This window comes from Streptomyces sp. T39, assembly GCF_008042045.1.
In the GTDB taxonomy this organism is placed as follows: Bacteria; Actinomycetota; Actinomycetes; order Streptomycetales; family Streptomycetaceae; genus Streptomyces.
This window is the reverse complement of record NZ_RDBP01000037.1, coordinates 543,947-567,573: the sequence shown is the minus strand read 5'-3', so window position 1 is coordinate 567,573 and position 23,627 is coordinate 543,947. Positions and strand designations below refer to the sequence as shown.

Annotated in this window: 18 protein-coding genes and 1 pseudogene; 4 read left to right on the top strand and 15 right to left on the bottom strand. The window is 73.7% G+C overall.

What is annotated here, in order from left to right; translation table 11 throughout:
• Positions 1 to 168: 168 nt before the first annotated feature.
• The 6 genes from EAO77_RS25005 to EAO77_RS24980 form a co-directional block, all read right to left on the bottom strand.
• Positions 169 to 720, bottom strand: coding sequence for a hypothetical protein (locus tag EAO77_RS25005; RefSeq protein WP_187283395.1), 552 nt, complete (start codon positions 718 to 720; stop codon positions 169 to 171).
• Entirely contained in the window at positions 705 to 1,880 is a 1,176-nt protein-coding gene (locus EAO77_RS25000) for a ParA family protein (RefSeq protein ID WP_147990526.1), read from the bottom strand. The genes EAO77_RS25005 and EAO77_RS25000 overlap by 16 nt, the downstream gene beginning before the upstream one ends.
• Positions 1,881 to 2,217: 337 nt before the next feature.
• A complete protein-coding gene (gene ald / locus EAO77_RS24995) occupies positions 2,218 to 3,333 on the bottom strand; it encodes an alanine dehydrogenase (RefSeq protein ID WP_147991016.1) in 1,116 nt (371 codons plus the stop codon).
• A gap of 145 nt (positions 3,334 to 3,478) precedes the next feature.
• Positions 3,479 to 5,518: a tetratricopeptide repeat protein gene (locus EAO77_RS24990; protein WP_147990525.1), complete on the bottom strand. Its 2,040-nt coding sequence runs from the start codon at positions 5,516 to 5,518 to the stop codon at positions 3,479 to 3,481.
• Between the two features lie 214 nt (positions 5,519 to 5,732).
• Complete coding sequence (locus EAO77_RS24985) at positions 5,733 to 6,359, bottom strand: NUDIX domain-containing protein (protein ID WP_147990524.1); 627 nt, start codon at positions 6,357 to 6,359, stop codon at positions 5,733 to 5,735.
• A gap of 86 nt (positions 6,360 to 6,445) precedes the next feature.
• Positions 6,446 to 8,113: a CTP synthase gene (locus tag EAO77_RS24980; protein ID WP_147990523.1), complete on the bottom strand. Its 1,668-nt coding sequence runs from the start codon at positions 8,111 to 8,113 to the stop codon at positions 6,446 to 6,448.
• 508 nt (positions 8,114 to 8,621) lie between these two features.
• Between EAO77_RS24980 and EAO77_RS24975 the strand changes: the two genes are divergently transcribed.
• Complete coding sequence (locus tag EAO77_RS24975) at positions 8,622 to 10,424, top strand: glycoside hydrolase family 15 protein (protein ID WP_147991015.1); 1,803 nt, start codon at positions 8,622 to 8,624, stop codon at positions 10,422 to 10,424.
• 109 nt (positions 10,425 to 10,533) lie between these two features.
• On the top strand, positions 10,534 to 12,147 hold the full coding sequence (locus EAO77_RS24970) for a PucR family transcriptional regulator (RefSeq protein ID WP_147990522.1): 1,614 nt from the start codon (positions 10,534 to 10,536) through the stop codon (positions 12,145 to 12,147).
• Positions 12,148 to 12,186: 39 nt separating this feature from the next.
• Here EAO77_RS24970 and EAO77_RS24965 read toward each other — a convergent pair whose 3' ends face one another.
• The 5 genes from EAO77_RS24965 to EAO77_RS24945 all read right to left on the bottom strand — a co-directional run bounded on the left by EAO77_RS24965 (position 12,187) and on the right by EAO77_RS24945 (position 17,339).
• The gene (locus tag EAO77_RS24965) at positions 12,187 to 13,281 is read right to left on the bottom strand and encodes a glycosyltransferase family 4 protein (RefSeq protein ID WP_147990521.1); all 1,095 of its coding nucleotides are present in this window, start codon (positions 13,279 to 13,281) and stop codon (positions 12,187 to 12,189) included.
• A 188-nt stretch (positions 13,282 to 13,469) separates the two neighbouring features.
• A complete protein-coding gene (gene recN / locus EAO77_RS24960; RefSeq protein WP_147991014.1) occupies positions 13,470 to 15,188 on the bottom strand; it encodes a DNA repair protein RecN in 1,719 nt (572 codons plus the stop codon).
• Between the two features lie 96 nt (positions 15,189 to 15,284).
• Positions 15,285 to 16,220 (bottom strand): NAD kinase, encoded by a 936-nt coding sequence (locus EAO77_RS24955; RefSeq protein ID WP_147990520.1) that lies wholly within the window; start codon positions 16,218 to 16,220, stop codon positions 15,285 to 15,287.
• Positions 16,217 to 17,032, bottom strand: a complete 816-nt coding sequence (locus tag EAO77_RS24950) for a TlyA family RNA methyltransferase (protein WP_147990519.1) — start codon at positions 17,030 to 17,032, stop codon at positions 16,217 to 16,219. Before EAO77_RS24950 ends, EAO77_RS24955 begins: the two co-directional genes overlap by 4 nt.
• A 7-nt stretch (positions 17,033 to 17,039) precedes the next feature.
• On the bottom strand, positions 17,040 to 17,339 hold the full coding sequence (locus tag EAO77_RS24945; RefSeq protein ID WP_147990518.1) for a hypothetical protein: 300 nt from the start codon (positions 17,337 to 17,339) through the stop codon (positions 17,040 to 17,042).
• Positions 17,340 to 17,381: 42 nt separating this feature from the next.
• On the opposite strand from EAO77_RS24945, the gene EAO77_RS24940 reads away from it, so the two are divergent.
• The gene (locus tag EAO77_RS24940; protein ID WP_147990517.1) at positions 17,382 to 17,729 is read left to right on the top strand and encodes an SCP2 sterol-binding domain-containing protein; all 348 of its coding nucleotides are present in this window, start codon (positions 17,382 to 17,384) and stop codon (positions 17,727 to 17,729) included.
• Positions 17,730 to 17,753: 24 nt separating this feature from the next.
• Here the strand turns inward: EAO77_RS24940 and EAO77_RS24935 are convergent, their stop codons facing one another.
• The 4 genes from EAO77_RS24935 to EAO77_RS24920 form a co-directional block, all read right to left on the bottom strand.
• On the bottom strand, positions 17,754 to 18,563 hold the full coding sequence (locus tag EAO77_RS24935; protein ID WP_147990516.1) for an ABC transporter ATP-binding protein: 810 nt from the start codon (positions 18,561 to 18,563) through the stop codon (positions 17,754 to 17,756).
• 59 nt (positions 18,564 to 18,622) lie between these two features.
• Positions 18,623 to 19,735 (bottom strand): FecCD family ABC transporter permease, encoded by a 1,113-nt coding sequence (locus EAO77_RS24930; protein WP_147990515.1) that lies wholly within the window; start codon positions 19,733 to 19,735, stop codon positions 18,623 to 18,625.
• The gene (locus tag EAO77_RS24925) at positions 19,732 to 20,784 is read right to left on the bottom strand and encodes a FecCD family ABC transporter permease (protein WP_147990514.1); all 1,053 of its coding nucleotides are present in this window, start codon (positions 20,782 to 20,784) and stop codon (positions 19,732 to 19,734) included. The genes EAO77_RS24930 and EAO77_RS24925 overlap by 4 nt, the downstream gene beginning before the upstream one ends.
• Before the next feature lie 61 nt (positions 20,785 to 20,845).
• Complete coding sequence (locus tag EAO77_RS24920; protein ID WP_147991013.1) at positions 20,846 to 21,880, bottom strand: HAD hydrolase-like protein; 1,035 nt, start codon at positions 21,878 to 21,880, stop codon at positions 20,846 to 20,848.
• A gap of 77 nt (positions 21,881 to 21,957) precedes the next feature.
• Between EAO77_RS24920 and EAO77_RS41455 the strand changes: the two are divergent.
• Positions 21,958 to 23,537 (top strand): annotated as a pseudogene (locus EAO77_RS41455) (DUF1015 family protein).
• The last annotated feature ends 90 nt before the right edge of the window (positions 23,538 to 23,627 follow it).

Genomic DNA, 23,627 nt, shown 5'->3' with positions numbered 1-23,627 from the left:
CCGTCGGCGCCGCCGCCTACCGCCAGCTCGCCAGGGAGGTGCTCGCCCGGTGTCACGCCGAGTGAGTCTGCCCGGTGCCGACGAGCTGTTCCGTACGACCGGGGGCACGGCGCTGCAGGCGTCGTCCCCGCGCAAGCAGGCGGGCGGGCAGGCCCGCAGGCTACCGCGTCAGCGACCCCGCAGGCGGCGCACCAGGATGCTCGCGTCGCCGCGCTGCTCCAGGTCCGCCAGCACCACCGCGACCGCCTCGCGGACGATGCGTCCACGGTCGACGGCCAGGCCGTGCTCGCCGCGCAGCACCAGCCGCGCGTGCTCCAGGTCCATCAGTTCCTCGGCGGAGACGTAGACCGTGATCTTCTCGTCGTGCCGCTCACGGCCGCTGGGCCGCCGGTTGGCGCCCCGGCCGCGGCGGCGCGCCGCGCCCGCCTGTGCGTCGGTGCCGGGCGCGCCGGGCGTGCGGCGCGCCTTCGCCCCGTCCGCGGCCTCCTGGCCGCGCCCGCGCTCCTCGCCGGACGCATCGGACTCGGCGGCGGTGGCGTGCTCCTGCGAGCGCCCGGACGCGCCGGAGCCGCTCTCCGCCGCGGGGTCGCTCTCGCCCGCCGGAGCCGGCACCCGGGGCTCGCCGCCCGCCTGCTTGCGCGGGGACGACGCCTGCAGCGCCGTGCCCCCGGTCGTACGGAACAGCTCGTCGGCACCGGGCAGACTCACTCGGCGTGACACCGGGCGAGCACCTCCCTGGCGAGCTGGCGGTAGGCGGCGGCGCCGACGGAGTTGGACGCGTACGTGGTGATGGGCTCACCGGCGACCGTGGTCTCCGGGAAGCGGACGGTCCGGCCGATGACCGTGTGGTAGACGTGGTCGTCGAAGGCCTCGACGACCCGCGCCAGCACCTCGCGGCTGTGCACCGTGCGGGAGTCGTACATCGTGGCGAGGATGCCGTCGAGCTCCAGGTCGGGGTTGAGCCGCTCCTGGACCTTCTCGATGGTCTCGGTCAGCAGCGCCACTCCGCGCAGCGCGAAGAACTCGCACTCCAGCGGCACGATGACCTTGTGAGCGGCCGTCAGCGCGTTGACGGTGAGCAGGCCGAGCGAGGGCTGACAGTCGATCACGATGTAGTCGTAGTCGGACAGCAGCGGCTTCAGCGCGCGCTGGAGCGTGGACTCGCGTGCGACCTCGCTGACCAGCTGCACCTCCGCGGCGGAGAGGTCGATGTTGCTCGGCAGCAGGTCCATGTTGGGCACGGCCGTCTTGAGCAGGACCTCGTCCGCGGACATGCCGCGCTCCATCAGGAGGTTGTAGACGGTGAGGTCGAGCTCCATCGGGTTCACGCCGAGGCCCACGGACAGCGCGCCCTGCGGGTCGAAGTCGACGAGCAGCACCCGGCGGCCGTACTCGGCGAGCGCGGCGCCCAGGTTGATGGTCGACGTGGTCTTGCCGACGCCGCCCTTCTGGTTGCACATCGCGATGATCTTGGCGGGACCGTGGTCGGTCAGCGGGCCCGGAATCGGGAAGTACGGCAGGGGACGCCCGGTGGGGCCGATCCGCTCGCGGCGCTGACGCGCGGCGTCGGGCGCGAGGGTGGCCGCGTACTCGGGGTCGGGCTCGTACTCGGCGTCGGGGTCGTAGAAGTGCCCTTCGGGGACTTCCTCGTAGGCGGCGAAGTGGGTGGACTCTCGGCCACTCTCGTTGCCGGCCATGGCGTTCACGTGTTGGCCGTCCATCGTCTTCATCGTGTGGGGTGTCGTCATGTGCGTCGTGTGCTGGTGCGTCACGAAGGGGCGGACAGCGACGGAGCCGACAGCCTCGAAACCGGGCGACGGGTCCTGGCCCGCAGCCGTTCCTGGTTGACCACCCCCGGGAGTAAATGTCGACTCATTCACAAGTCGTCTTACCTCCTTGGACGGGACCAGGAAACTTATCGATAGGTCAGCGTGGCACCATGCCGACGGTTGGCGACTCTATGGCGTGTCACCGCTCCGCAGCAACACAATCCGCCGGACCCGGCCCGATGTGTCGGCAATCGAACACCCCGCTGTCAAGGGCGCACGACCCGCTCCATGCGCTTCCGCCGGCAGGTTTCGGGGGTGGGCGAAACGGCTAAAGGGTTACGTTCGACGCGAGTTGAACCTGCGTCGCGAGCAGGGACAAACATGTCCGGCCGGACCTTGCTGACCAAGGTCCGGCCGAACACGTGATGTTGACGACGTCGGTTGACCGTCAGCCGAGAAGCGCGCCCAGCTCGACGCTCTCCAGGCCGTGGGCCTCCGCGACCTCCTTGTAAACCACCTTGCCGTCATGGGTGTTGAGCCCCTTGGCGAGCGCGGTGTCGCGGCGCAGGGCCTCGACCCAGCCGTTGTTCGCCAGCGACACGATGTAGGGCAGCGTGGCGTTGGTGAGCGCGTAGGTGGAGGTGTGGGGCACCGCGCCGGGCATGTTGGCGACGCAGTAGAAGACCGAGCCGTGGACCGGGAAGGTCGGGTCGGCGTGGGTGGTGGGACGGGAGTCCTCGAAGCAGCCGCCCTGGTCGATCGCGATGTCGACAAGGACACTTCCGGGCTTCATCCTGGCGACCAGCTCGTTGGTGACCAGCTTCGGCGCCTTGGCTCCGGGGATCAGCACGGCACCGATGACGAGGTCGGCCTCGACGACGGCCTTCTCCAGCTCGAAGGCGTTGGAGACGATCGTCTGCACCTTGGTGCCGAAGATCCTGTCGGCCTCGCGCAGCTTGTTGATGTCCTTGTCGAGCAGGGTCACGTGGAAGCCCATGCCGACGGCGATCTGGGTGGCGTTCCAGCCGGAGACGCCGCCGCCGATGACGACCGCCCTGCCCGCCTGCGTGCCGGGGACGCCGCCGGGGAGGACGCCGCGGCCGCCGGCCGAGCGCATCAGGTGGTAGGCGCCGACCTGCGGGGCCAGCCGGCCCGCGACCTCGGACATCGGAGCGAGCAGCGGCAGGGCGCGGTTCGCGGTCTCGACCGTCTCGTAGGCGATGGCGGTGGTGCCGGACGCCAGCAGGGCGTCGGTGCACTCGCGGGACGCGGCCAGGTGCAGGTAGGTGAAGAGGGTCTGGTCCTTGCGGAGGCGGTGGTACTCCTCGGCTATGGGCTCCTTGACCTTCAGCAGCAGGTCGGCGGCGGCCCAGACCTCGTCGGCGGTGGGGAGGATCTGCGCCCCCGCCGCGATGAATTCTTCGTCCGTGATCGAGGAGCCGACACCTGCGTTCCGCTCGATGACGACCTGGTGGCCGTGGCGCACGAGCTCGTTCACGCCGGCGGGGGTGATGGCCACCCGGAACTCGTTGTTCTTGACCTCGCGGGGGATGCCGACCTTCACGTCGATCACGGTCCTTGGCTCAGAGGGAAAAAGTGGTCAATGCCATGGTTACCCAGCCTTAGTGGGCACACCGGGACACACCATGTGAAGGCCCGGCATCAACCAGTCTAATGAAGGACTTCCCGCTGTCTAGCCTTACAAAGCATCAATCTTCTTTGGAACCACTACGGATTTCGTAGGCCGAACCCTCCTCTCCAAGGAGCCTTTCCGCAGCGTGACGGTGCAGTTGCGCAGCGGCGGGGTCCGCCAGGCGCTCCAGCGTGTCCGCCAGCCGGAGCTGGAGCGCCGCCTGGAGCCGGGCGTCACCGGCCCGCCGCGCCCACTCCACCGCCTCCCGGCAGGTGCGCAGCGACTCCTGCGGCCTGCCCGCGTACTCCTGCACCCGCGCCACCTCGCTCAGCGCCCGCGCCTGGGCGGGGACGTCCCCGAGCCTGCGGTGCCCCGCGACCGCCGCCCGCCAGCTGCGCAGCGCCTCGCCGTAGCGGCCCGCGTAGGTGTGCGCGGTGCCGAGCCGTCCGTACAGGCGCGCCTCGTCGGCCCACTCGCCGCGCGTCTGGCGCTGCGCGAGGGCGCGGCCGTACCAGTCGGCGGCCCGCTGCCAGTCCCCCAGCTCCTGGTACGCGCCCCCGACGGATTCCATCGCGCGGCCGGTCGCGTAGGCGTCCCTGGCCAGCCGTCCGGCGTCCAGCGCCTCGCGGTAGCGGGCCAGCGCCTCCTCGGTGCGGCCCGTCCCGGCGTCCAGATCGGCCAGGTTCAGCAGGGCCGCGGCCCGCTCGCGGTGCAGACCCCGCCGCTGTGCGACGTCGAGGACGAGGCGGTGCAGGCCGTAGAGGTCGGCGGCGGCGGCGTCCGTGCCGCGGTGCGCCGCCAGCGCGCGCACCAGCCCGGCCACCAGCCGCCTGGCCAGCGTGTCCAGCTCCCCGTCGTCGACGGCCACCCGCGCGGAGGCGAGCAGCACCTCGCGGCGGGCGTCGAGCCAGGCGTCCGCCTCGGCCACCGACGTGAAGCGCAGCGCCCTCGGCAGTCCGGCGAGCTTGCGGCGCGCCGGACTGCCGTCCGGCTCGGTGACCGCCCGGCACGCCTGGAGCCTGCGGACCGTGCGCTCCAGCATCCTCGCCCGCGCGAGCTGCACCTCCGACGGGCGGTCCGTCGCGTCCAGCAGCGCCTTCAGCAGACCGGCGAGGCAGCCCGGGACCTCGAAGACGTCGTCCGCGCGCCGCAGCAGGCCGAGGGAGGCCAGGGATTCGAGCGTGGTCTGCGCCGCGGAGACCGAGCAGCCGGCCAGTGCGGAGGCGGTGTGCGCGTCGGCCGTTCCGGCCGGCGCGAGGGCGAGCAGCCGCAGGGTGCGGGCGGAGGTCGGCGGCAGGGATTCGTACACCAGCCGGAAGGCCCGGGCGAGCGGGCGGCCGCCGCTCGGCTGCTGGCCGTCGTCGGGCAGCGCGCGCAGCCTGCGGGCGGCGTCGGCGACCGAGGAGGAGGGGCGGGCGGCCAGCCAGCCGCCGAGCAGCACCAGGGCGGCCGGCTGGCCGCCGCACTCCTCGGCCACGGCCTCGGCCGCCTGCGGGTCGACGGTGATGCGGACCTCGCCCGTGAAGCCGGTGAGCAGTTCGATGGCGGACTTGGCGTCCATGCCGCCGAGCGTGCAGGGACGGACGCCGGGGATCTTGGTGAGCGGCCCGTCGGAGACGGCGACCACCAGGGCGTCCGGGTTGTCGGGGATCAGCAGGTCGACGTGTTCGGCGTCGTGGGCGTCGTCGACGAGCAGCAGTACCCGGCGGACGGCGAGGGCCTCGCGCACCGACTCGGTCAGCTCGTCCTCGCCGGCGCCGGGCGGTGCGGCCACGCCGAGGCCGCGCAGCAGCGAGCGGGCCGATTCCTCCAGGGGGACGGGACGGCCGCCCGGTTCGGTCATGCGCGCCCGCACCACGCCGTCCGGGTAGCGGTCGGCGAGCGAGCGGGCGAGCTCCTCCGCGAGCGCGGTGCGTCCCGAGCCGGGGCGGCCCGCGATCAGCAGGACCCGGGCCCGGGCGGCCTTGCGGCCCGCGAGGGTGTCGAGGCCGGCCCGTTCGATGTCGGCGTGGAGGGACGTGAGTTCGCGGTGCCTGCCGAGGAAACGGTCACCGGCACCGGTCCGGACGCCCCCCGCCCGGTCGGGGCCGCCCAAGTCCAGCGCCTGATCCGTCACGGGCCACGCTCCAGTCCGTCCGCGCACGAGCCGAGCCCGCCGGGGCTCCGCACGGGCGTTGCGAGCCTAGTTCACGCATCGGGACGATCCCGGCGGCACGGGGCGGGCGCAGCCCCCGGTCCCCCGATCGGATCAACTGATCGTCACATGAGGGAACCTGAGACCTCGTCACCGAGGGGCCCGSGCGGCCGCGCGGGACTGGACCGGGTGCCGCTCAGGCCTCGAACGGGCGGGCGGGCCAGGGCGCCTCGGCGGGACGCAGGGCGTCGAGTCCGTCACCGGCCAGCGCCGCCGCCGCGGAGAGGGCGCCCACCACCAGGCAGGTGTTGTGGAGTTCGCCGGCGAGAGCGCCGCGGACGAGATCGTCGAGCGGCACCCGCGCCAGCTCCATGTCGGCCTCCTCCTCGGAGACCTCGAAGCGCGCACCCTCGGCCTCGGAGAGGTCACGGGCGAGGAAGACGCGCACGGCCTCGTCGCAGCCGCCGGGGGTGGTGTACACGTCGGTCAGCACCCGCCAGTCCTCGGCCTTGACGTGTGCCTCCTCGTACAGTTCGCGCTGCGCCGCGTGGAGCGGGTTCTCGCCGGGGACGTCCAGCAGCCCGGCCGGGATCTCCCACAGCTTGTGCCGCACCGGGTGCCGGTACTGGCGCAGCACGAGGACGCGTCCCTCGCCGTCGAGGGCGAGCACCGCCACCGACCCCGGGTGCACCTGGTAGTCACGGGTGACGACCGTCCCGTCCGGCATGACGACGCTGTCCGTGCGGACACTCGTCTTGTTGCCGCGGAACGGCGTCGTGGTCGCGGTGACCTGCCACTCCTCGGGCGTGTCCTTCAAGGTCATCGAAGCGTCCTTCCACCACGTACAGACGACGGACCGGGGTGCCCTCCCCACGGGAGGGCACCCCGGTCCACGGTATCGTCCGCGGCCTACTCGGCCGCGGCGCCCGCCTGCCGGCGCTCCACGGCCGCCTTCACCAGACCGGCGAAGAGCGGGTGGGGACGGGTCGGGCGGGAGCACAGCTCCGGGTGCGCCTGGGTGGCGACGAGGTAGGGGTGCACCTCGCGGGGGTACTCGACGTACTCGACGAGCTTGTTGTCGGGCGAGGTGCCCGAGAACAGGATGCCCGCCTTCTTCTCCAGCTCGGTGCGGTAGGCGTTGTTGACCTCGTAGCGGTGGCGGTGACGCTCCTCCACGTACGGCTGGTCGCCGTAGACCTCGCGCACGATCGAGCCCTCGGCGAGCTTCGCCGGGTAGAGGCCCAGGCGCATGGTGCCGCCGAGGTCGCCGGCGCCCTCCACGTAGGCGAGCTGCTCCTCCATGGTGGAGATCACCGGGTGGGCGGTGGTGGCGTCGAACTCGGTGGAATTGGCGTCGGGGATCTCGGCGAGGTTGCGCGCGGCCTCGATCACGATGCACTGGAGGCCGAGGCACAGGCCCAGCAGCGGCACCTTGTGCTCGCGAGCCCACTTGATCGCGCCGACCTTGCCGTCCACACCGCGCTCGCCGAAGCCGCCGGGGATGACGATCGCGTCGACGTCGCCGAGCTGCTTCTCCGCGCCCGCCTGCGTCCGGCAGTCGTCGGAGGTGACCCACTTGACCTTGACCCGGGCCCTGTTGGCGAAGCCGCCGGCACGCATGGCCTCGGTCACCGACAGGTAGGCGTCGGGCAGGTCGATGTACTTGCCGACCAGTGCGACGGTGACCTCGTGGTCGGGGTTGTGGACGCGGTCCAGCAGGTCGTCCCACGTGGTCCAGTCGACGTCGCGGAAGGGCAGGTCGAGCTTGCGCACCACGTAGGCGTCCAGGCCCTCGGTGTGGAGCACCTTCGGGATGTCGTAGATCGACTTGGCGTCGATCGCGGCGACGACCGCGGCCTCGTCGACGTCGCACATCAGCGAGATCTTGCGCTTGATCGCGGTCGGCACGTCGCGGTCGGCACGCAGCACGATCGCGTCCGGCTGGATGCCGATGTTGCGCAGCGCGGCGACCGAGTGCTGCGTCGGCTTGGTCTTCAGCTCACCGGACGGGCCGATGTAGGGCAGCAGCGAGATGTGCACGACGAAGACGTTGTCGCGGCCGACCTCGTGGCGGACCTGGCGGACGGTCTCCAGGAACGGCAGCGACTCGATGTCGCCGACCGTGCCGCCGACCTCGGTGATCACGACGTCGACGTCGTCGGTGGCCATCCGGCGGATGCGCGACTTGATCTCGTTGGTGATGTGCGGGATGACCTGGACGGTGTCGCCCAGGTACTCGCCGCGCCGCTCCTTGGCGATGACCTGCGAGTACACCTGTCCGGTGGTGACGTTCGCGGAGCCGTCGAGGTCGACGTCGAGGAAGCGCTCGTAGTGGCCGATGTCCAGGTCGGTCTCGGCGCCGTCGTTGGTGACGAACACCTCACCGTGCTGGAACGGGTTCATGGTGCCCGGGTCCACGTTCAGGTACGGGTCGAGCTTCTGCATGGTGACCCGCAGGCCCCTCGCCTTGAGCAGCGCGCCCAGGCTGGAGGCCGTGAGGCCCTTGCCGAGGGAGGAGGCGACACCCCCGGTGACGAAGATGTGCTTGGTCGTCGCGGATGTGGCTCGTGCCGGCATCGCCAAGAGGGGGCTCCCGTGGTCGCGTGGTGGGGTACGTACCGGCTGCCGGATCCCTTTCGGGGGGCGCCGTCGCTGCGGTTTCGGGGCCTTCTCCGCTTCGGGACGGCCACCGGTCCACGGGGTACCAGGGTATCAGCGCCGACGCACGGCTGCTTCCGGCCACACCCCGCGCCGCGCCCGCGGGCCGTGTCCGGCCGTCGCACGGCAGGGAGCCCCGGGACCGCTCACCGCGCCCCACCTGCCGCTCACCCGTTCGGCGCAGGAACGTTGGCGGGACACCTGCGCGGACCCCCGGTGTGCGTCGTATCCTGCTCGGACACTCGCTGCCGAGCCGGGCCGGCCGAGCGGCGGATTCCCAGCCGAGGGCCGGTTCTCGGCGCCCCCCACACCAGTGCGAGTGGCGAATGCCGCCACTTCGGTGTTTGGGTCGTCGCGGCTCGTCAACGACCCTTGACTTCAGTAAGCGCCCCGAGGGGCGGACGTGGCCGTTCGACTGGAGATGCACGTGGCCGGGCGCATCGAGGATTACGCACTCATCGGAGACATGCAGACCGCGGCACTGGTCTGCCGGGACGGCACGGTGGACTGGCTGTGCCTGCCCCGCTTCGACTCGCATGCCGTCTTCGCCGGTCTCCTCGGCACCGAGGAGCACGGTTTCTGGCGGCTGGGCCCGGCGTACGGCGCGGACTCCGCGCCGCCGTCGGCGACCCGCAGGCAGTACCGAGGCGACTCGCTGATCCTCGAATCCGAGTACGACACCGCGCGGGGCACGGTCAGAGTGACCGATTTCATGCCCCCGCGTGACGGGGCGCCCCAGCTGATCCGCATCGTGGAGGGCGTCACCGGCCGGGTGCCGATGCGCTCCGAGCTGCGGATGCGCTTCAGCTACGGGCGCGTGGTGCCGTGGGTGCACAAGGTGGACACCCGCACCGTCGCCGTCGCGGGGCCCGACTCGGTGTGGCTGGACACCGACGCGGAGACGTACGGCAAGGACCTCACGACCTACTCCGACTTCACCGTCTCCCCCGGCGAGCGGATCGCCTTCACCATCAGCTGGCAGCCCTCCCACAAGGAGCCGCCGGCGTTTCCCGACCCCGAGGGATCGCTGGAGGCGACGGTCGGCTTCTGGAGCGAGTGGGTCGACCACTGCACGTACCACGGCCCCTACCGGGAGGCCGTCGTCCGCTCGCTGATCACGCTGAAGGCGCTCACCTACGCGCCGACCGGCGGGATCGTCGCCGCGCCCACCACCTCGCTGCCCGAGGAGATCGGCGGCGTCCGGAACTGGGACTACCGCTACACCTGGCTGCGCGACGCCGCGATCACCCTCTCCTCGCTGCTGCGCACCGGCTACCGCGAGGAGGCCCGCGCCTGGCGCGAGTGGCTGCTGCGCGCGGTGGCGGGCGACCCGGAGAACCTCCAGATCATGTACGGCATCGCCGGTGAACGCGAGCTCGGCGAGGCCGAGTTGGACTGGCTGCCGGGCTACGAGAACTCCGGGCCGGTACGCGTCGGCAACGGCGCGGCGCACCAGCTCCAGCTCGACGTCTACGGCGAGGTCACCGAGGCCCTGCACCTGGCCCACATGACCGGCCTCAACCGCAACGACTACGCCTCCCTGCTCCAGCTGAAGCTGATCCAGTACCTGGAGAAGCACTGGGACCAGCCCGACGAGGGCATCTGGGAGGTCCGCGGTCCGCGCCGGCACTTCGTGCACTCCAAGGTGATGGCGTGGGTGGCGGTCGACCGGACCATCAAGCTGATCGAGTCCGGGGACGCGGACGGCCCGCTGGAGCGCTGGCGCGAGCTGCGCGACGACATCCACCGGGACGTGTGCGAGAAGGGCTACGACAAGGAACGGAACACCTTCACGCAGTCCTACGGCTCCAAGGAGCTCGACGCCTCGCTGCTGCTGATCCCGCAGATGGGCTTCCTGCCGCCGGACGACAAGCGCGTGATCGGCACCATCGAGGCCATCCAGCGGGAGCTGTCCACGGAGGACGGCTTCATCCTGCGCTACCCGACCGAGGGTTCGGACGAGGGCGTCGACGGTCTGCCCGGCGACGAGGGCGCGTTCCTCGCCTGCTCGTTCTGGATGGCGGACGACCTCGCCATGATCGGGCGGGTCGACGAGGCGCGCCGGCTCTTCGAGAGGCTGCTGGCGCTGCGCAACGACCTCGGTCTGCTCGCCGAGGAGTGGGACCCGAGGCTCCAGCGGCAGGTGGGCAACTTCCCGCAGGCGTTCAGCCACGTCCCGCTGATCGACACGGCCCTGCGTCTGACGGCCTCCGGGGCCTACGGAGGCTGAAGCGGGCCCCGGTCCGGCGGCCTCCCCGCCGGACCGGGACGCCCGCCGCAGGTGCCCGGGCGCCCCCGGACGATGCGGCGGAAACGGGACACCGGTAGCGTCCCGCTCCATGGACGACCAGGGCGGGATCACCGTGCAGCGGGCCCTCGAACTGCCGGTGCTGCGCAGCGGCCTGCCGGAGATCGTGGCGGGCGGCGACCGGATCGGGCGGACGGTGCGCTGGGTGCACGCGGGCGAGGTGCCGAACATCGCCTCGCTCCTCAAGGGCGGTGAACTGCTGCTGACCACGGGCCTGGGGCTCGGCACCCGCCCCGCCGAACAGCGCGCCTTCGTACGGCAGCTCGCCGAACGCGGCATCGCCGCGCTGGTGGTGGAGCTCGGCCCCCGCTTCGACCGGCTGCCGTCGACGCTGGTGGAGACCGCCCGGTCGGCCGGGCTGCCGCTCGTCCAGCTGCACCGGGAGGTGCCCTTCGTCTCGGTGACGGAGGAGATCCACACCGAGATCGTCAACCACCACTACGCCCTGCTCCGCCAGGCGGAGGAGGTGCACCGGCGCTGCACCGCGGCGCTGCTCGGCGGCGGCGGCGTGCCGCAGGTGCTGCGTGTCCTGTCGGACTTCACGGCGAACCCGGTCTTCCTGGAGACCCCGGACGGCCAGCTGCTGTACGCGGCGGAGGCCGGACAGTCCCCCGCCGATCCCCTCCAGGTGTGGGAGGGTCTGCGCGGCGGACGGCAGCAGGGCACGCCCGCGAACGCCGTCGTGGTGGACGTGCCCGGCGGCGGCGGGGGCACGGCCGCGGTACGGGCCCGGCTGGTGCTCGTCGCCGTCTCCGCCCCGCTGTCGCCGGTGCACCGCATGGCCGCGGAACGCGCCGCCGGCTCCCTGGCGGTGGTCCTCATGCAGGCCCGTCAGGAGGAGGAACTGGCGGCGCGCGGGCGGGGCGACTTCCTCACCGATCTCGCGGAGGGCCGTATCGCGCCCGGCTCCGCGCCCGCCCAGGCCCGTGTCCTCGGCTTCAAGCAGGGCGAGGGGCCGCTGCTGCCGGTGGTGATGCGTCTGGCCGCGGAACTGCCGGGGACCGGTGGCTGGGCGGTGCTCGTGCGCGAGGTGTCCAAGGAGCTGACGGCGCTGGGCGTCCCGGTGCTGCTGGGGGTGCGCCCGGTCGAGGGCCGGGTGCCGCTGCTGGTCGGCCTGCGCGCCGAGTCCGAGCGGGCGGCCGTCGCCGACCGGGTCGCGGGAGCCTTGCGCAGCGGGGTCGGGCGGGCCGGCCTGGAGCGGGCGGGCGCGCCGCCGGCGGTGGTCGTCGTCGCGGCCGCGGGCGGCTGGGCGGCGGCGGGCGCGGGGCTGCGGCACGCGGCCGAGACCGCGGTGGCGGCGCAGGGCCTGGGCGGCCGGCCCTGGCACGACGCGCGCCGCCTCGACATCGAACTGCTGCTGTGGCGGCTGCGCGAGCACCCGGACCTGGCCGCCTTCGTGGAACGCGCCGTCGGGCCGCTGCTGGCGCACGACGCGGTGTCCCGTCCGCCGCTGCTGCCGACCCTCGAGACGTATCTCGCGCACACGGGCCGCAAGGCGGAGACGGCGCGGGAGCTGCATCTGAACCGGCAGACGCTGTACAACCGGCTGGCCCGCATCGGGGAGCTGCTGGGCACGGACCTGGACGACCCGGAGACGGTGCTCTCGCTGAGCCTCGCCCTGCGCGCCCGCCGCCACACCCCCTGACCCCGGGCCCGCCGGCCGCTGCGGTGCGGGCGCCGGCGCTCAGAGCGGGAGGGGTCCGGCCCCGCCCGTCAGTTCGTCGTAGACGCTGAGGACCTGGGCGACGGTGTCGTCCTCGGTCGGCCAGCCGTCGGCCTGGGCGCGGCCCGCGCGGGCCAGTTCGCCGCGCCGTGCCGGGTCGGCGAGCAGCCCCGCGACGGCGTCGGCGAGGGCTTCCGCGTCGCCGTAGGGGACCAGTTCGGCCGCGGGGCCGACCAGTTCGGGGACGCCGCCGACCGCCGTGGCCACCAGCGGGACGCCGAGCCGCAGCGCCTCCTGGGCGAGGACCGAGCGCGCCTCCCAGCGGCTGGGCAGCACCGCGACGTCGGCCGCGGCCAGCAGCTCCGGGACGTCGTCGCGTCCGCCGAGCAGCAGCACCGGCAGGTCCTCCCGTGCGATGCGGCCCTGCAGCGCGGCGCGCAGGGGCCCCTCCCCCGCGACGACGAGCAGCGGAGCCGGGTCGAGGGCGCGCCATCGGCGGGCGGCGTCGAGCAGGGTGCCGTAGCCGCGGTGGGCGTCGAGACTGCCCACGGCGACGATCAACGGGCGTCCGGTCGAGCCCAGTTCGGCGCGGGTCTTGTCCGGCCGTCCGCCCGGCGGGCCGGCGGCCCGGGGAGCGGCGACGGGGGCGAGGCGCGCGTCGCGCGCGCCGCGGGCACGGGCCCGGTCGACGAGTTCGGAGCAGGTGGCGAGCACGACGTCCGCCCCGCGCGCCGCGCGCCGTTCGAGCAGCCGCAGCAGCCGGTCCCGGCCGCCGTCGCCGGACCCCCGGGTGTGCCAGGTGACGACGAGCGGGACGGGCAGGCCGCCGAGGGCGAGACAGGTGCGCACCGCGGCGTGCAGCCCGTGGGCATGGACGACGTCGGCTCCGGCGCACGCCGCGCGCAGGGCGCCCATCGTCAGGGGGTCGCTCCTGCGCGGGACGGGCGCGAAGCGCGCGCCGGTCCCCCGGTAGTCGTATGCACGGTCGACGTCGGCGGGGGCGCACACGGTCACCCGCACGCCGCGGGCCACCAGCCCGGCGGCCAGTGACCTGACGTGCGCGCTGCTGCCCGCGCTGCCGCCGCCCAGCACCTGGACCGTCCGCAGCTGTGTCACGCGCCAAGGATGCCAGTTGGTACGGACGTTCCGGCACCGTCCTGATGACGTTCCCGTGCACGGGCCCGGTCCGGCGGCGACGGATCACCCACATAGGTGAAGCCGAAGCGCCGGGCCCGGTCGGGCGCCGGGTGTGCCTCCCGGCGCCGCACCCCTCGCACGCCGGGCGCGGTCCGCGGCGCCGGCGTCTACGCGTCGGCGCGCGCCGCCGCCAGCAGCTCCTCCGCGTGTGCCCGGGCCGTCTCGGAGTCCTCCTGGCCGGCCAGCATCCGGGACAGCTCGCGCACCCGGTCCTCGCCCTCCAGGACGGTCACCCCGGAACGGGTCACCGAACCGTCGTCGGTCTTCTCCACGAGCAGCTGGCGGTCCGCGAACGCGGCCACCTGCGGCAGATGCGTGACCACCACGACCTGCGCCGACCTGGCCAGCTTCGCCAGCCGCCGGCCGATCTCGACCGCGGCCCTGCCGCCGACACCGGCGTCGACCTCGTCGAAGAGGTACGTCGGCACCGGGTCGGTCCCGGCGAAGACCACCTCGACCGCCAGCATCACGCGGGACAGCTCGCCGCCGGAGGCGCCCTTGGCGATGGGCCGCGGCGGCGCCCCCGGGTGCGGGGCGAGCAGCAGTTCCACCTCGTCGACGCCGTGCGGCCCGTACGCGACCGTCCGGCCGCCGACCTCGACGCCGTCCGGGTCCTCGGTCTGCCGCACCGCGAACGAGACGCGGGCGTGCGGCATGGCGAGGGAGGCCAGCTCCTCGGTCACCGCTGCGGCGAACCGGGCCGCCGCCTCGGTGCGGGCGTCGGTCAGCACCTGTGCCTGCGCGGCGAGTTCGTCCCGCAGGGCGTCCCGCTCCGCGGTCAGCTCCCCGATGCGCTCGTCGTCCCCGTCCAGCTCGATGAGCCGGGCGGCGCTCTCCTCGGCCCAGGCGAGCACGGCGGCGATGTCCGTCCCGTACTTGCGGGTCAGCCCTGTCAGCGCGGCCCGCCGTTCCTCGACGGCGGCCAGCCGCAGCGGGTCGGCGTCCAGGTCGTCCGCGTATCCGGCGAGTTCGCCTGCCACGTCGCCGAGGAGGATGGAGATCTCGCCCATCCGGTCGGCGAGCGACGCCAGCGCCTGGTCGTGGGCGCGCACGGCGTCCAGCGCGCGCCCCGCGCCGGCGACCAGGGTGGTCGCGTCGACGGCCTCCAGGTCCTCCGGATTGCCGGCGAGCGCGGCGTGGGCGGCGGAGGCGGCGGAGGCCAGTGCCTCCGCGTGGCCGAGCCGCTCCGCCTCGGCGGCCAGCTCGACGTCCTCGCCGGGCCGCGGTTCGACGGCGGCGATCTCGTCGAGCCCGAACCGCAGCAGGTCGGCCTCCTGGGCCCGCTCGCGGGCACGGGTGGTCAGCTCCTCCACCTCGGCCGACACCGCACGCAGCCGCCGGTAGGCGGCGGCGTACCCGGTGAGCGGGTCCGAGACGGCGGCGCCCGCGTAACGGTCGAGCGCCTCGCGCTGGCGGGCGGCCCGCAGCAGGCCCTGCTGGTCGGTCTGGCCGTGCACGGCGACGAGGTCGTCCGCCAGCTCCGACAGCACGCCCACCGGCACGGACCGGCCGCCGAGGTGGGCGCGCGAGCGCCCCTCGGCCGAGACGGTCCGGCTGACGAGCAGGGTGCCGTCCTCGAGCTCCGCCCCGGCCTCCTCGGCGCGCAGCGCGGCCGGCGAGCCGGCGGACACCCTGACCCGCCCCTCCACCACCGCGGCCTTCGCGCCGATCCGCACCAGGGCCGGGTCCGCCCGTCCGCCGAGCAGCAGCCCGAGGCTGGTGACGACCATCGTCTTGCCCGCGCCGGTCTCGCCGGTCACCGCGGTGAACCCGGGCGACAGCTCGACCACCGCGTCGTCGATGACTCCGAGCGACCGTATCCGCATCTCCTCCAACACGGACACGACCTTACGAGGTCGAAGGGCCGCAGCGCGACGGACCCCGGCCCTGCGTTCACTCTCCCGAGGGGACCTGTGCCGCTCTCAGTGCGGCGCGCCCCGCCAACCCGACACCGGGAGGGCGAACTTGGCGACCAGGCGGTCCGTGAACGACGCGTGGTGCAGCCGCGCCAGGCGCACCGGCACGGCGCCCCGTCTCACCACCACCCGCGCACCGGACGGCAGCTCCACCGTCCGGCGGCCGTCGCACCACAGCACCCCGTGCGGCGTGTGCGGCTGCACCTCCACGGCCAGCGTGGACGTGGGCGAGGTCACCAGAGGCTTGGCGAAGAGTGCGTGCGCGCTGATCGGCACCATCAGCAGCGCCTCGACCTCGGGCCACACCACGGGCCCCCCGGCGGAGAACGCGTACGCCGTCGAACCGGTCGGTGTGGCGCAGACGATGCCGTCGCAGCCGAATCCGGTCACCGGGCGGCCGTCGATCTCCAGCACGACCTCCAGTATGCGCTCCGGCGACACCTTCTGGACGGCCGCTTCGTTCAGCGCCCAGTCACGGTGCACGATGTCGCCGTTGCTGTGCACGACCACGTCGAGGGTCATCCGCTCCTCGACCTCGTAGGCACGGCTGACGACCCGGTCGACGACCTTGTCGAGGTCGTCGCGCTCGGCCTCCGCGAGGAAGCCGACCCGCCCCAGGTTGACGCCGAGCATCGGCACCCCGGACGCGCGGGCGAACTCGGCGCCGCGCAGCAGCGTCCCGTCGCCGCCGAGGACGATCAGCAGCTCGCAGCCGTCGAGCACCTCCGGCGTCGCGTCCGGCACGGTCTCGACCGCCGCGGGCAGCGGCAGGTCCACCGCCTCCGCCTCCAGCACGCGCACGCCCAGGCCGCTGCGCAGCAGCCCCTCGACGACGCGTTCGGCGCTGCGGATCGCCGCGGGGCGTCCGGTATGGGCGAGCAGGAAGACGGTGCGCGCCGCTGTCGCCGCTGCCGTTGCTGTGGTTGCTGCTGTCTCGGTCAACGAGGTCCCTCCGCCACTGCGCGGTCGACGTCCGCGGGGTCGAGTCCGGGCGCACCCGCCCGGAGCCACAGAAAGTATTCGACGTTGCCTGAGGGGCCGGGCAGCGGGCTCGCGGTGACCCCGCGCACCCCCAGGCCGAGCTCCGCGGCCCGGCCCGCCACGGCCTTGACGGCGTCGGCCCGCAGCTCGGGGCTGCGGACCACGCCACCGCTCCCGAGGCGCTCCTTGCCCACCTCGAACTGGGGCTTCACCATCAGCACGAGGTCCGCGTCCGGCGCCGAGCAGCGCACCATCGCCGGGAGCACCAGGCCGAGCGGGATGAAGGACAGATCGCCCACCACCAGGTCCACCGGCACCCCGTCGATCGTCTCCAGCGTCATCTCACGCACGTTGGTACGGTCCTTGACGGTCACGCGTTCATCGCTCCGGAGCGACCAGGCGAGCTGCCCGTAGCCGACGTCGACGGCGACCACATGGGCGGCACCGGCGCGCAGCAGCACATCGGTGAAGCCCCCGGTCGAGGCGCCCGCGTCCAGGGCGCGGCGTCCCGTCACCTCCAGGCCCAGCGGCACGAAGGCGGCGAGGGCGCCGGCGAGCTTGTGCCCGCCGCGGGAGACGTAGTCGGGGTCGCCGTCGTCGGCTGCGACCACGACCGCGGCGCTCGTCTCGACCTGGGTGGCGGACTTCGTCGCGGTGTTGCCGCCGACGGTGACGCGGCCCGCGGCGATCAACTGGGCAGCGTGCTCCCGCGAGCGCGCCAGTTTGCGGCGTACCAGCTCGGCGTCGAGGCGGCGGCGGGCGACTCCTGCCACGGTGGGTTCAGCTCCTGTGGTCGTGCGACGGGTGCGGGGGCCGCGGACCCTGACGGGTGTCGAGCGCGGTCAGCGCGTCCCGCAGGCCCCGGTGTACATCCTCGTACACCTCGGTGTGACCGTCGGCGGCGAGGTGGTCGACATCGGCGAGCCGCTCCAGCAGCGCGTCGACCTCGGCGTGGTGCGTGGGCACCCTGCCGACGCCCAGCGGCGCCGGCCCGGCGGGATCGTGCGCGGCCCCCGCGTCCTCCGCGCCGGCCGCCGCCCCGGTCCCCGCCGTCTGTCCCGGCAGCACATCGTCGCTCATGCCCAGACGCTACCGCGAACCCCTGCGGTACCGTCGGTCACGATGGCCACGACGCAGGAGTGCCGCAGCGCACTCGACACCCTCTCCGGCAATCTGGCGAAGGCGAACGGCGACGTCCGCGCGGCGACGGCGCTGAACCGCTCCCTGAGCTGCCACGTCACCGACCTGGACACCACGTTCGCCGGCCGGCTCCACCACGGCCGGATCGATGTCACCGACACCCACGACGGACCGCCCCGCGACAAGGCGGAGATCCGCCTGGCGATGACCGGCGACGACCTGGTGGCCCTGGTCGCCGGGGAACTGAACTTCGCCAAGGCCTGGGCCGGTGGCCGGGTCCGGCTGGAGGCCGGCTTCCGCGATCTGCTGAAGCTGCGCTCCCTGCTCTGACCGGCCGCGCCGCGCCGCGTCCGCTCAGCGTGCGGCGGCCGGCCGGGGCGCCCGCTCACGGGCGAACGGCACCACCAGGGGGGTGCCCGACTCCGGGTCCTCGATGATCCGGCTGCGGACCCGGAAGACCTCCTCGACCAGCTCGGCGGTCACCACGTCCGCGGGCGCGCCCTCGGCCACGACCTCGCCCTCGCGCAGCGCGACGAGATGGGTGGCGTACCGCGCGGCCTGGTTGAGGTCGTGCAGCACGGCGACCAGCGTGCGGCCCTGCGACTCGTGGAGTTCGGCGCAGAGGTCGAGCACCTCCAGCTGGTGCTGGATGTCGAGGAAGGTCGTCGGCTCGTCGAGCAGCAGCAGCGGTGTCTGCTGCGCCAGCGCCATCGCGATCCACACCCGCTGGCGCTGCCCGCCGGACAGCTCGTCGACGTACCGGTCGCCGAGCGCCTCGACGCCCGTGGCGGCCATCGACTCCTGCACGATCCGCTCGTCCTCGGGCGACCACTGCCGCAGCAGGCCCTGGTGCGGGTACCGGCCGCGGCCGACGAGGTCGGCCACGGTGATGCCGTCCGGCGCGATGGACGACTGGGGCAGCAGGCCGAGCGTCCGGGCGACCTTCTTGGCGGGCAGCGAGTGGATCGACCGGCCGTCGAGCAGGACCCGGCCGACGGACGGCTTGAGCATCCGGGACAGGGCGCGCAGCAGCGTGGACTTCCCGCAGGCGTTCGGCCCGACGATGACCGTGAAGGAGTTGTCGGGGATCTCCACCGAGAGGTTCTCGGCGATCACCCGCTGGTCGTAGGCGAGGGTGACCTCTTCGGCGGTGAGGCGCTGCATGCTGGTCGTACTCCTGGGGTGCCGTGGCGGGGTCGGGGCGTTCGGGTCCTTGCGGGCGGTCATATCCGGCCGGCCCTGCGTTCGGTGACGAGCAGCCAGAGCAGGTAGCAGCCGCCGAGCACCCCGGTCACCACGCCCACGGGCAGCTGGCGGCCGGGGAAGGCGGCGGTGGCGACCCAGTCGGCGACGAGGAGCAGGGCCGCGCCCATGACGGATGCGGCGACGAGGTTCGGACCGGGCGAGCGGGTCAGCCTGCGTGCCAGCTGCGGGGCGCTGAGGGCGACGAAGGCGATCGGCCCGGCGGCCGCGGTGGCCACGGCGATGAACAGCACGCCGCACGTCATCAGCACGATCCGGGTGCGTTCGACGGGCACCCCCAGGGCGTACGCCGAGTCGTCGCCCATCTCCAGCATCCGCAGCGGCCGGCCGTGGGCGAAGACCACCGGCATGAGCACCGCGCACATGATCGCCAGCGGGCCGACCTGGGCCCAGTCGCGTCCGTCGAGGGAGCCGGTCATCCACAGGGTGGCCCGGGTCGCGTCGACGAGGTTGGCCTTGGTGATCAGGAAGTGGATGACCGCGGTCAGGACGGCGGCGACCCCGATGCCCACGAGGACCAGCCGGAAACCCTGCACACCGCGCTTCCACGCGAGGGCGTAGACGAGGACCCCGGTCAGCAGACCGCCGAGCACGGCACCGGCCGACACCGCGAGGGTGCCGCCGCCGAAGAGCACGATCACCGTGAGCGCGCCGACGGTGGAGCCGTGGCCGAAGCCGATGACGTCGGGGCTGCCGAGCGGATTGCGGGACAGGGACTGGAAGATCGCCCCGCTGAGCGCGAGACAGGCGCCGACGAGGACGGCCACCAGGGCCCGCGGCAGCCGCAGGTCGTGGACGATGAACTCCTGCGCGACGGACCCGTTGCCGAGAAGGGTCGAGACGACGTCGCCGAAGGACATGGGGAAGTCCCCCGTCCCGATGAGGACGACAGCAGCCGCGAACGCGGCGACGGCCAGCAGCACGCAGACGAGCGCCGCCCGCGGGTCCACCCGGAAGGAGAGGCCGCCGGGGGTGCGGACGGCGCGCGGTGTCCCCGTGGGCGAGGGCCGCGCGGCGGACGCCTTCCCGGCCGGGGCGGCGGCCTGTTCGGCGGTGGTGTGCGGGGCCGTCACAGCTGGGCCATCCTCTTGCGGCGTACGAGTTGGATGAAGACCGGCCCGCCGATGACCGCGGTCACGATGCCGACCTGGAGCTCGGAGGGACGGGTGACGATCCGGCCGACCACGTCCGCGCCGAGCAGCAGGACGGGGGCGAGGACCGCGCAGTACGGGAGGATCCAGCGCATGTCGGGCCCGGTGAACGAGCGCACCACGTGCGGGATCATCAGGCCCACGAAGACGATCGGCCCGCAGGCGGCGGTCGCGGCCCCGCACAGCAGGGTGACGGCGATCATGGCGAGGACGCGGGTGCGGTTGAGGTGGGCGCCGAGCGCGCGGGCCGTGTCGTCCCCCATCTCCATCGCGTTCAGCGGCCGCGCCAGCAGCAGCGAGAGCAGCAGCCCGAGGGCGATGAAGGGGACCACCTTGGTGATCGTCTCCATGCTCGCCGAGGACAGCGAGCCCACCGTCCAGAACCGCAGACGCTCCAGCGCGGCGGCGTCCAGCAACTGCACGGCGTTGATGTACCCGTACAGCGCGGCGCTCGCGGCCGTGCCGGCGAGCGCGAGGCGGACGGGGGTGGCGCTGCGGCTGCCGCCGAGCACGTACACGGCCGCCGAGACGAGCGCGGCGCCGAGGAAGGCGAACCAGACGTAGCCGGCGAGCGAGGTGACCCCGAAGAAACTGATGGCACTGACGACGGCCGCCGCGGCACCCGCGTTGATGCCCAGCAGGCCGGGTTCGGCGAGCGGGTTGCGGGTCAGCGCCTGCATCACCGCCCCCGACAGGCCGAGCGCCGCGCCGACGAGCAGGCCGAGGAGTGTCCGGGGCACCCGCAGGTCACGGATGACGACGTCGTTGCCGGTACCGGTGTTGTGGAACAGTCCGTCCCACACCTCGGAGACCGGCACCGGCTTGGCCCCGACGGCGATGCTCGCCACGCAGACCAGCAGCAGGACGCCGACGGCCCCCAGCAGCCCCAGCGCACGCAGGGCGTGACGCCGGGGCGCCGGGGCGGCGGATATCGGCTCCGCGCTCTGTTTCGAAGGACTTTCGACCACCACGCGGTTAGGTTAACCTAACCTGCCCGGGACGCCGATTCCCGGCCCCGGCCGGACGTCCCGCTCACAGCCCCAGCCTGGCCAGCACCTTCGCCGCGTCGAGATCGCAGACACCGTCGCCGGCGTGGGACCAGGCCGCCCCGCACAGCGCCCGCAGACCGTCCATCGGCCCGCCGTCGCCGCCGCCCTCCAGCACCAGCTCACCGCCGCGCACCGCCGCCCGCCAGTCCCCGCAGCGGAACTCCCCCTCCACCGGCGTCACTTCGGGCTGCGGCACGAGCAGGCCGCGCAGGTCCGCGTCCACGTACACCGGCCGGTGGCGCGGTTCGGCCGCCAGCAGCCGGGCCGCGTCCGTCACCCCGGTGAGGACGAGCAGCGAGTCCACGTCCCCGTTGAACGCGCCCTCGATGTCCGTGTCCAGCCGGTCGCCCACGACCAGCGGCCGCTCCGCGCCCGTCCGCAGGATCGTCTCCCGGTGCATCGGCGGCAGCGGCTTGCCCGCGACCTGCGGCTCGGCCCCCGTCGCGATCCGGACGACCTCGACCGCGGCACCGTTGCCCGGCGCGATCCCCCGGGCACCCGGAATCGTCAGGTCCGTGTTGGAGGCGAACCACGGCACGCCGCGCGCGATCGCGTAGCAGGCCTCGGCGAACCGGCCCCAGGCCAGGTCGGGACCGCCGTAGCCCTGCACCACGGCGACCGGCTCGTCCTGAGCCGACTCCACCGGCACCAGCCCGCGTTCGCGCAGCGCGACCCGCAGCCCCTCACCGCCGACGACCAGCACCCGCGACCCCTCCGGCACCTGCTCGGAGATCAGCCGGGCCACGGCCTGCGCGGAGGTGATGACGTCCTCGGCCACGGCAGGGACGCCGAGCTCGGTCAGGTGCCCGGCCACGCTCTGCGGGGTGCGCAGCGCGTTGTTCGTCACGTAGGCCAGGTGCATCCCCTGCCCGCGGGCCGTGGCGAGCGACGTCACCGCGTGCGCGATCGCCTCCCCGCCCGCGTAGACGACACCGTCCAGGTCGAGCAGGGCCGTGTCGTACGCCTCGGCCAATGCGGTCGTGCTGCCGCCCGGCATGGTCCTGCCCCGCTGGCTCATCGGTGTCCGCTCCTCGTCGTCCGTCGGGTCCACTCCCCGATCATCGCTCATCGTCCCCACGCGCATACGATGCCCTGATGAACACCGACGGTCCTGCGGCCAATGGCGGCCTGCACCTGATCCCGTTCCGCGGACTGCGCTACGTCCCCGAGCGGGTGGGCAGCCTCGCCGCCGTGACCTCACCGCCGTACGACGTGGTCGTCCGTCCCGACGGCCTGCACCACCTCGAATCGGCGGACCCGCACAACATCGTGCGGCTCATCCTGCCGCAGGCCGCCACCCCCGACGCCCGGCACCGGCAGGCGGCCGACACCCTCGGCCAGTGGCTCGCGGAGGGTGTCCTCGCGCCCGACCCGGTACCGGCGCTGTACGTCTACGAACAGCGCCGCGACGACCTCCTGCAGCGCGGGATCATCGGCGCACTCGCCCTGTCCGAGCCGTCCGACGGTGTCGTGCTCCCCCACGAGGGGGTGATGCCGGACGTCGTCGCCGACCGCGCGGCCCTGATGCGCAGCACCGCCGCCAACCTCGAACCGCTGCTCCTCACCTACCGCGGCGACGCCGTCCCCGGCGCGGCGACGACCGCCGTCGAACGTGCCGCCGGGCGCCCGCCGCTCCTCTCCACCACCACCGAGGACGGCTTCCACCACCGGCTCTGGGCGGTCACCGACCCGGCCGAACTGGAGGCGGTCCGCGCCGACCTGAGCAGGCATCAGGCACTGATCGCCGACGGGCACCACCGGTGGGCCACCTACCTCCGGCTGCGCGCCGAACACCCGGAGCCCGGCCCCTGGGACTACGGCCTCGTCCTGCTGATCGACACGGCCCCGAACCGCTGCTCCTCACCTACCGCGGCGACGCCGTCCCCGGCGCGGCGACGACCGCCGTCGAACGTGCCGCCGGGCGCCCGCCGCTCCTCTCCACCACCACCGAGGACGGCTTCCACCACCGGCTCTGGGCGGTCACCGACCCGGCCGAACTGGAGGCGGTCCGCGCCGACCTGAGCAGGCATCAGGCACTGATCGCCGACGGGCACCACCGGTGGGCCACCTACCTCCGGCTGCGCGCCGAACACCCGGAGCCCGGCCCCTGGGACTACGGCCTCGTCCTGCTGATCGACACGGCCCRCCACCCCCTCCAGGTACGCGCCATCCACCGGCTCGTCCGCGGCCTCCCTCTCGCCGACGCCCTCGCCGCGCTCGACGGCCCGTTCCGGGTCCGCGCCCTCGGCACGGACCTCGCGGGAGCTCTCGACGACCTGGCGGAGGCGGCGGCCGGATCCAACGCGTTCCTTCTCGCCGGCGACGGCCGCTTCCACCTCGCCGACCGGCCGGACGCCGCGCTGCTCGCCGCCACCGTGCCGCAGGAGCCGCCGGCCGCGTGGCGGTCGCTGGACGCCACCGTGCTCCACTCGACGATCCTGGACCACCTGTGGCATGTCCCGGACGGCCCGGAGCACATCGCCTACCTCCACGACACCGAGGCGGCGGTCACCCAGGCCGAACGCAGCGGCGGTACGGCGGTGCTGATGCACCCGGTGCGGGAGGAGGTCGTGCGGGACCTGGCCCGCGAGGGCGTCACGATGCCCCGCAAGTCGACGTCGTTCGGCCCGAAGCCGGCCACGGGTCTCGTACTGCGCAGCCTGTCCCTCGGCTGACACCGGTCCGGTGCCGAAGCGCACCGGACCGTCCGCCCCACCCGGCCCGCGACGCGCAGACACACAGAACGCACAGAACGCACGAGGGCG

Coding starts and splice junctions, on each gene's coding strand:
- EAO77_RS24985 (WP_147990524.1), bottom strand. CDS start 6,359: ATGACCTTGAAGGACACGCCCGAGGAGTGGCAGGTCACCGCGACCACG.
- EAO77_RS24935 (WP_147990516.1), bottom strand. CDS start 18,563: ATGCAGCGCCTCACCGCCGAAGAGGTCACCCTCGCCTACGACCAGCGG.
- EAO77_RS24970 (WP_147990522.1), top strand. CDS start 10,534: ATGGACGACCAGGGCGGGATCACCGTGCAGCGGGCCCTCGAACTGCCG.
- EAO77_RS24920 (WP_147991013.1), bottom strand. CDS start 21,880: ATGAGCCAGCGGGGCAGGACCATGCCGGGCGGCAGCACGACCGCATTG.
- EAO77_RS24940 (WP_147990517.1), top strand. CDS start 17,382: ATGGCCACGACGCAGGAGTGCCGCAGCGCACTCGACACCCTCTCCGGC.
- EAO77_RS24980 (WP_147990523.1), bottom strand. CDS start 8,113: ATGCCGGCACGAGCCACATCCGCGACGACCAAGCACATCTTCGTCACC.
- recN (WP_147991014.1), bottom strand. CDS start 15,188: ATGCGGATACGGTCGCTCGGAGTCATCGACGACGCGGTGGTCGAGCTG.
- EAO77_RS24945 (WP_147990518.1), bottom strand. CDS start 17,339: ATGAGCGACGATGTGCTGCCGGGACAGACGGCGGGGACCGGGGCGGCG.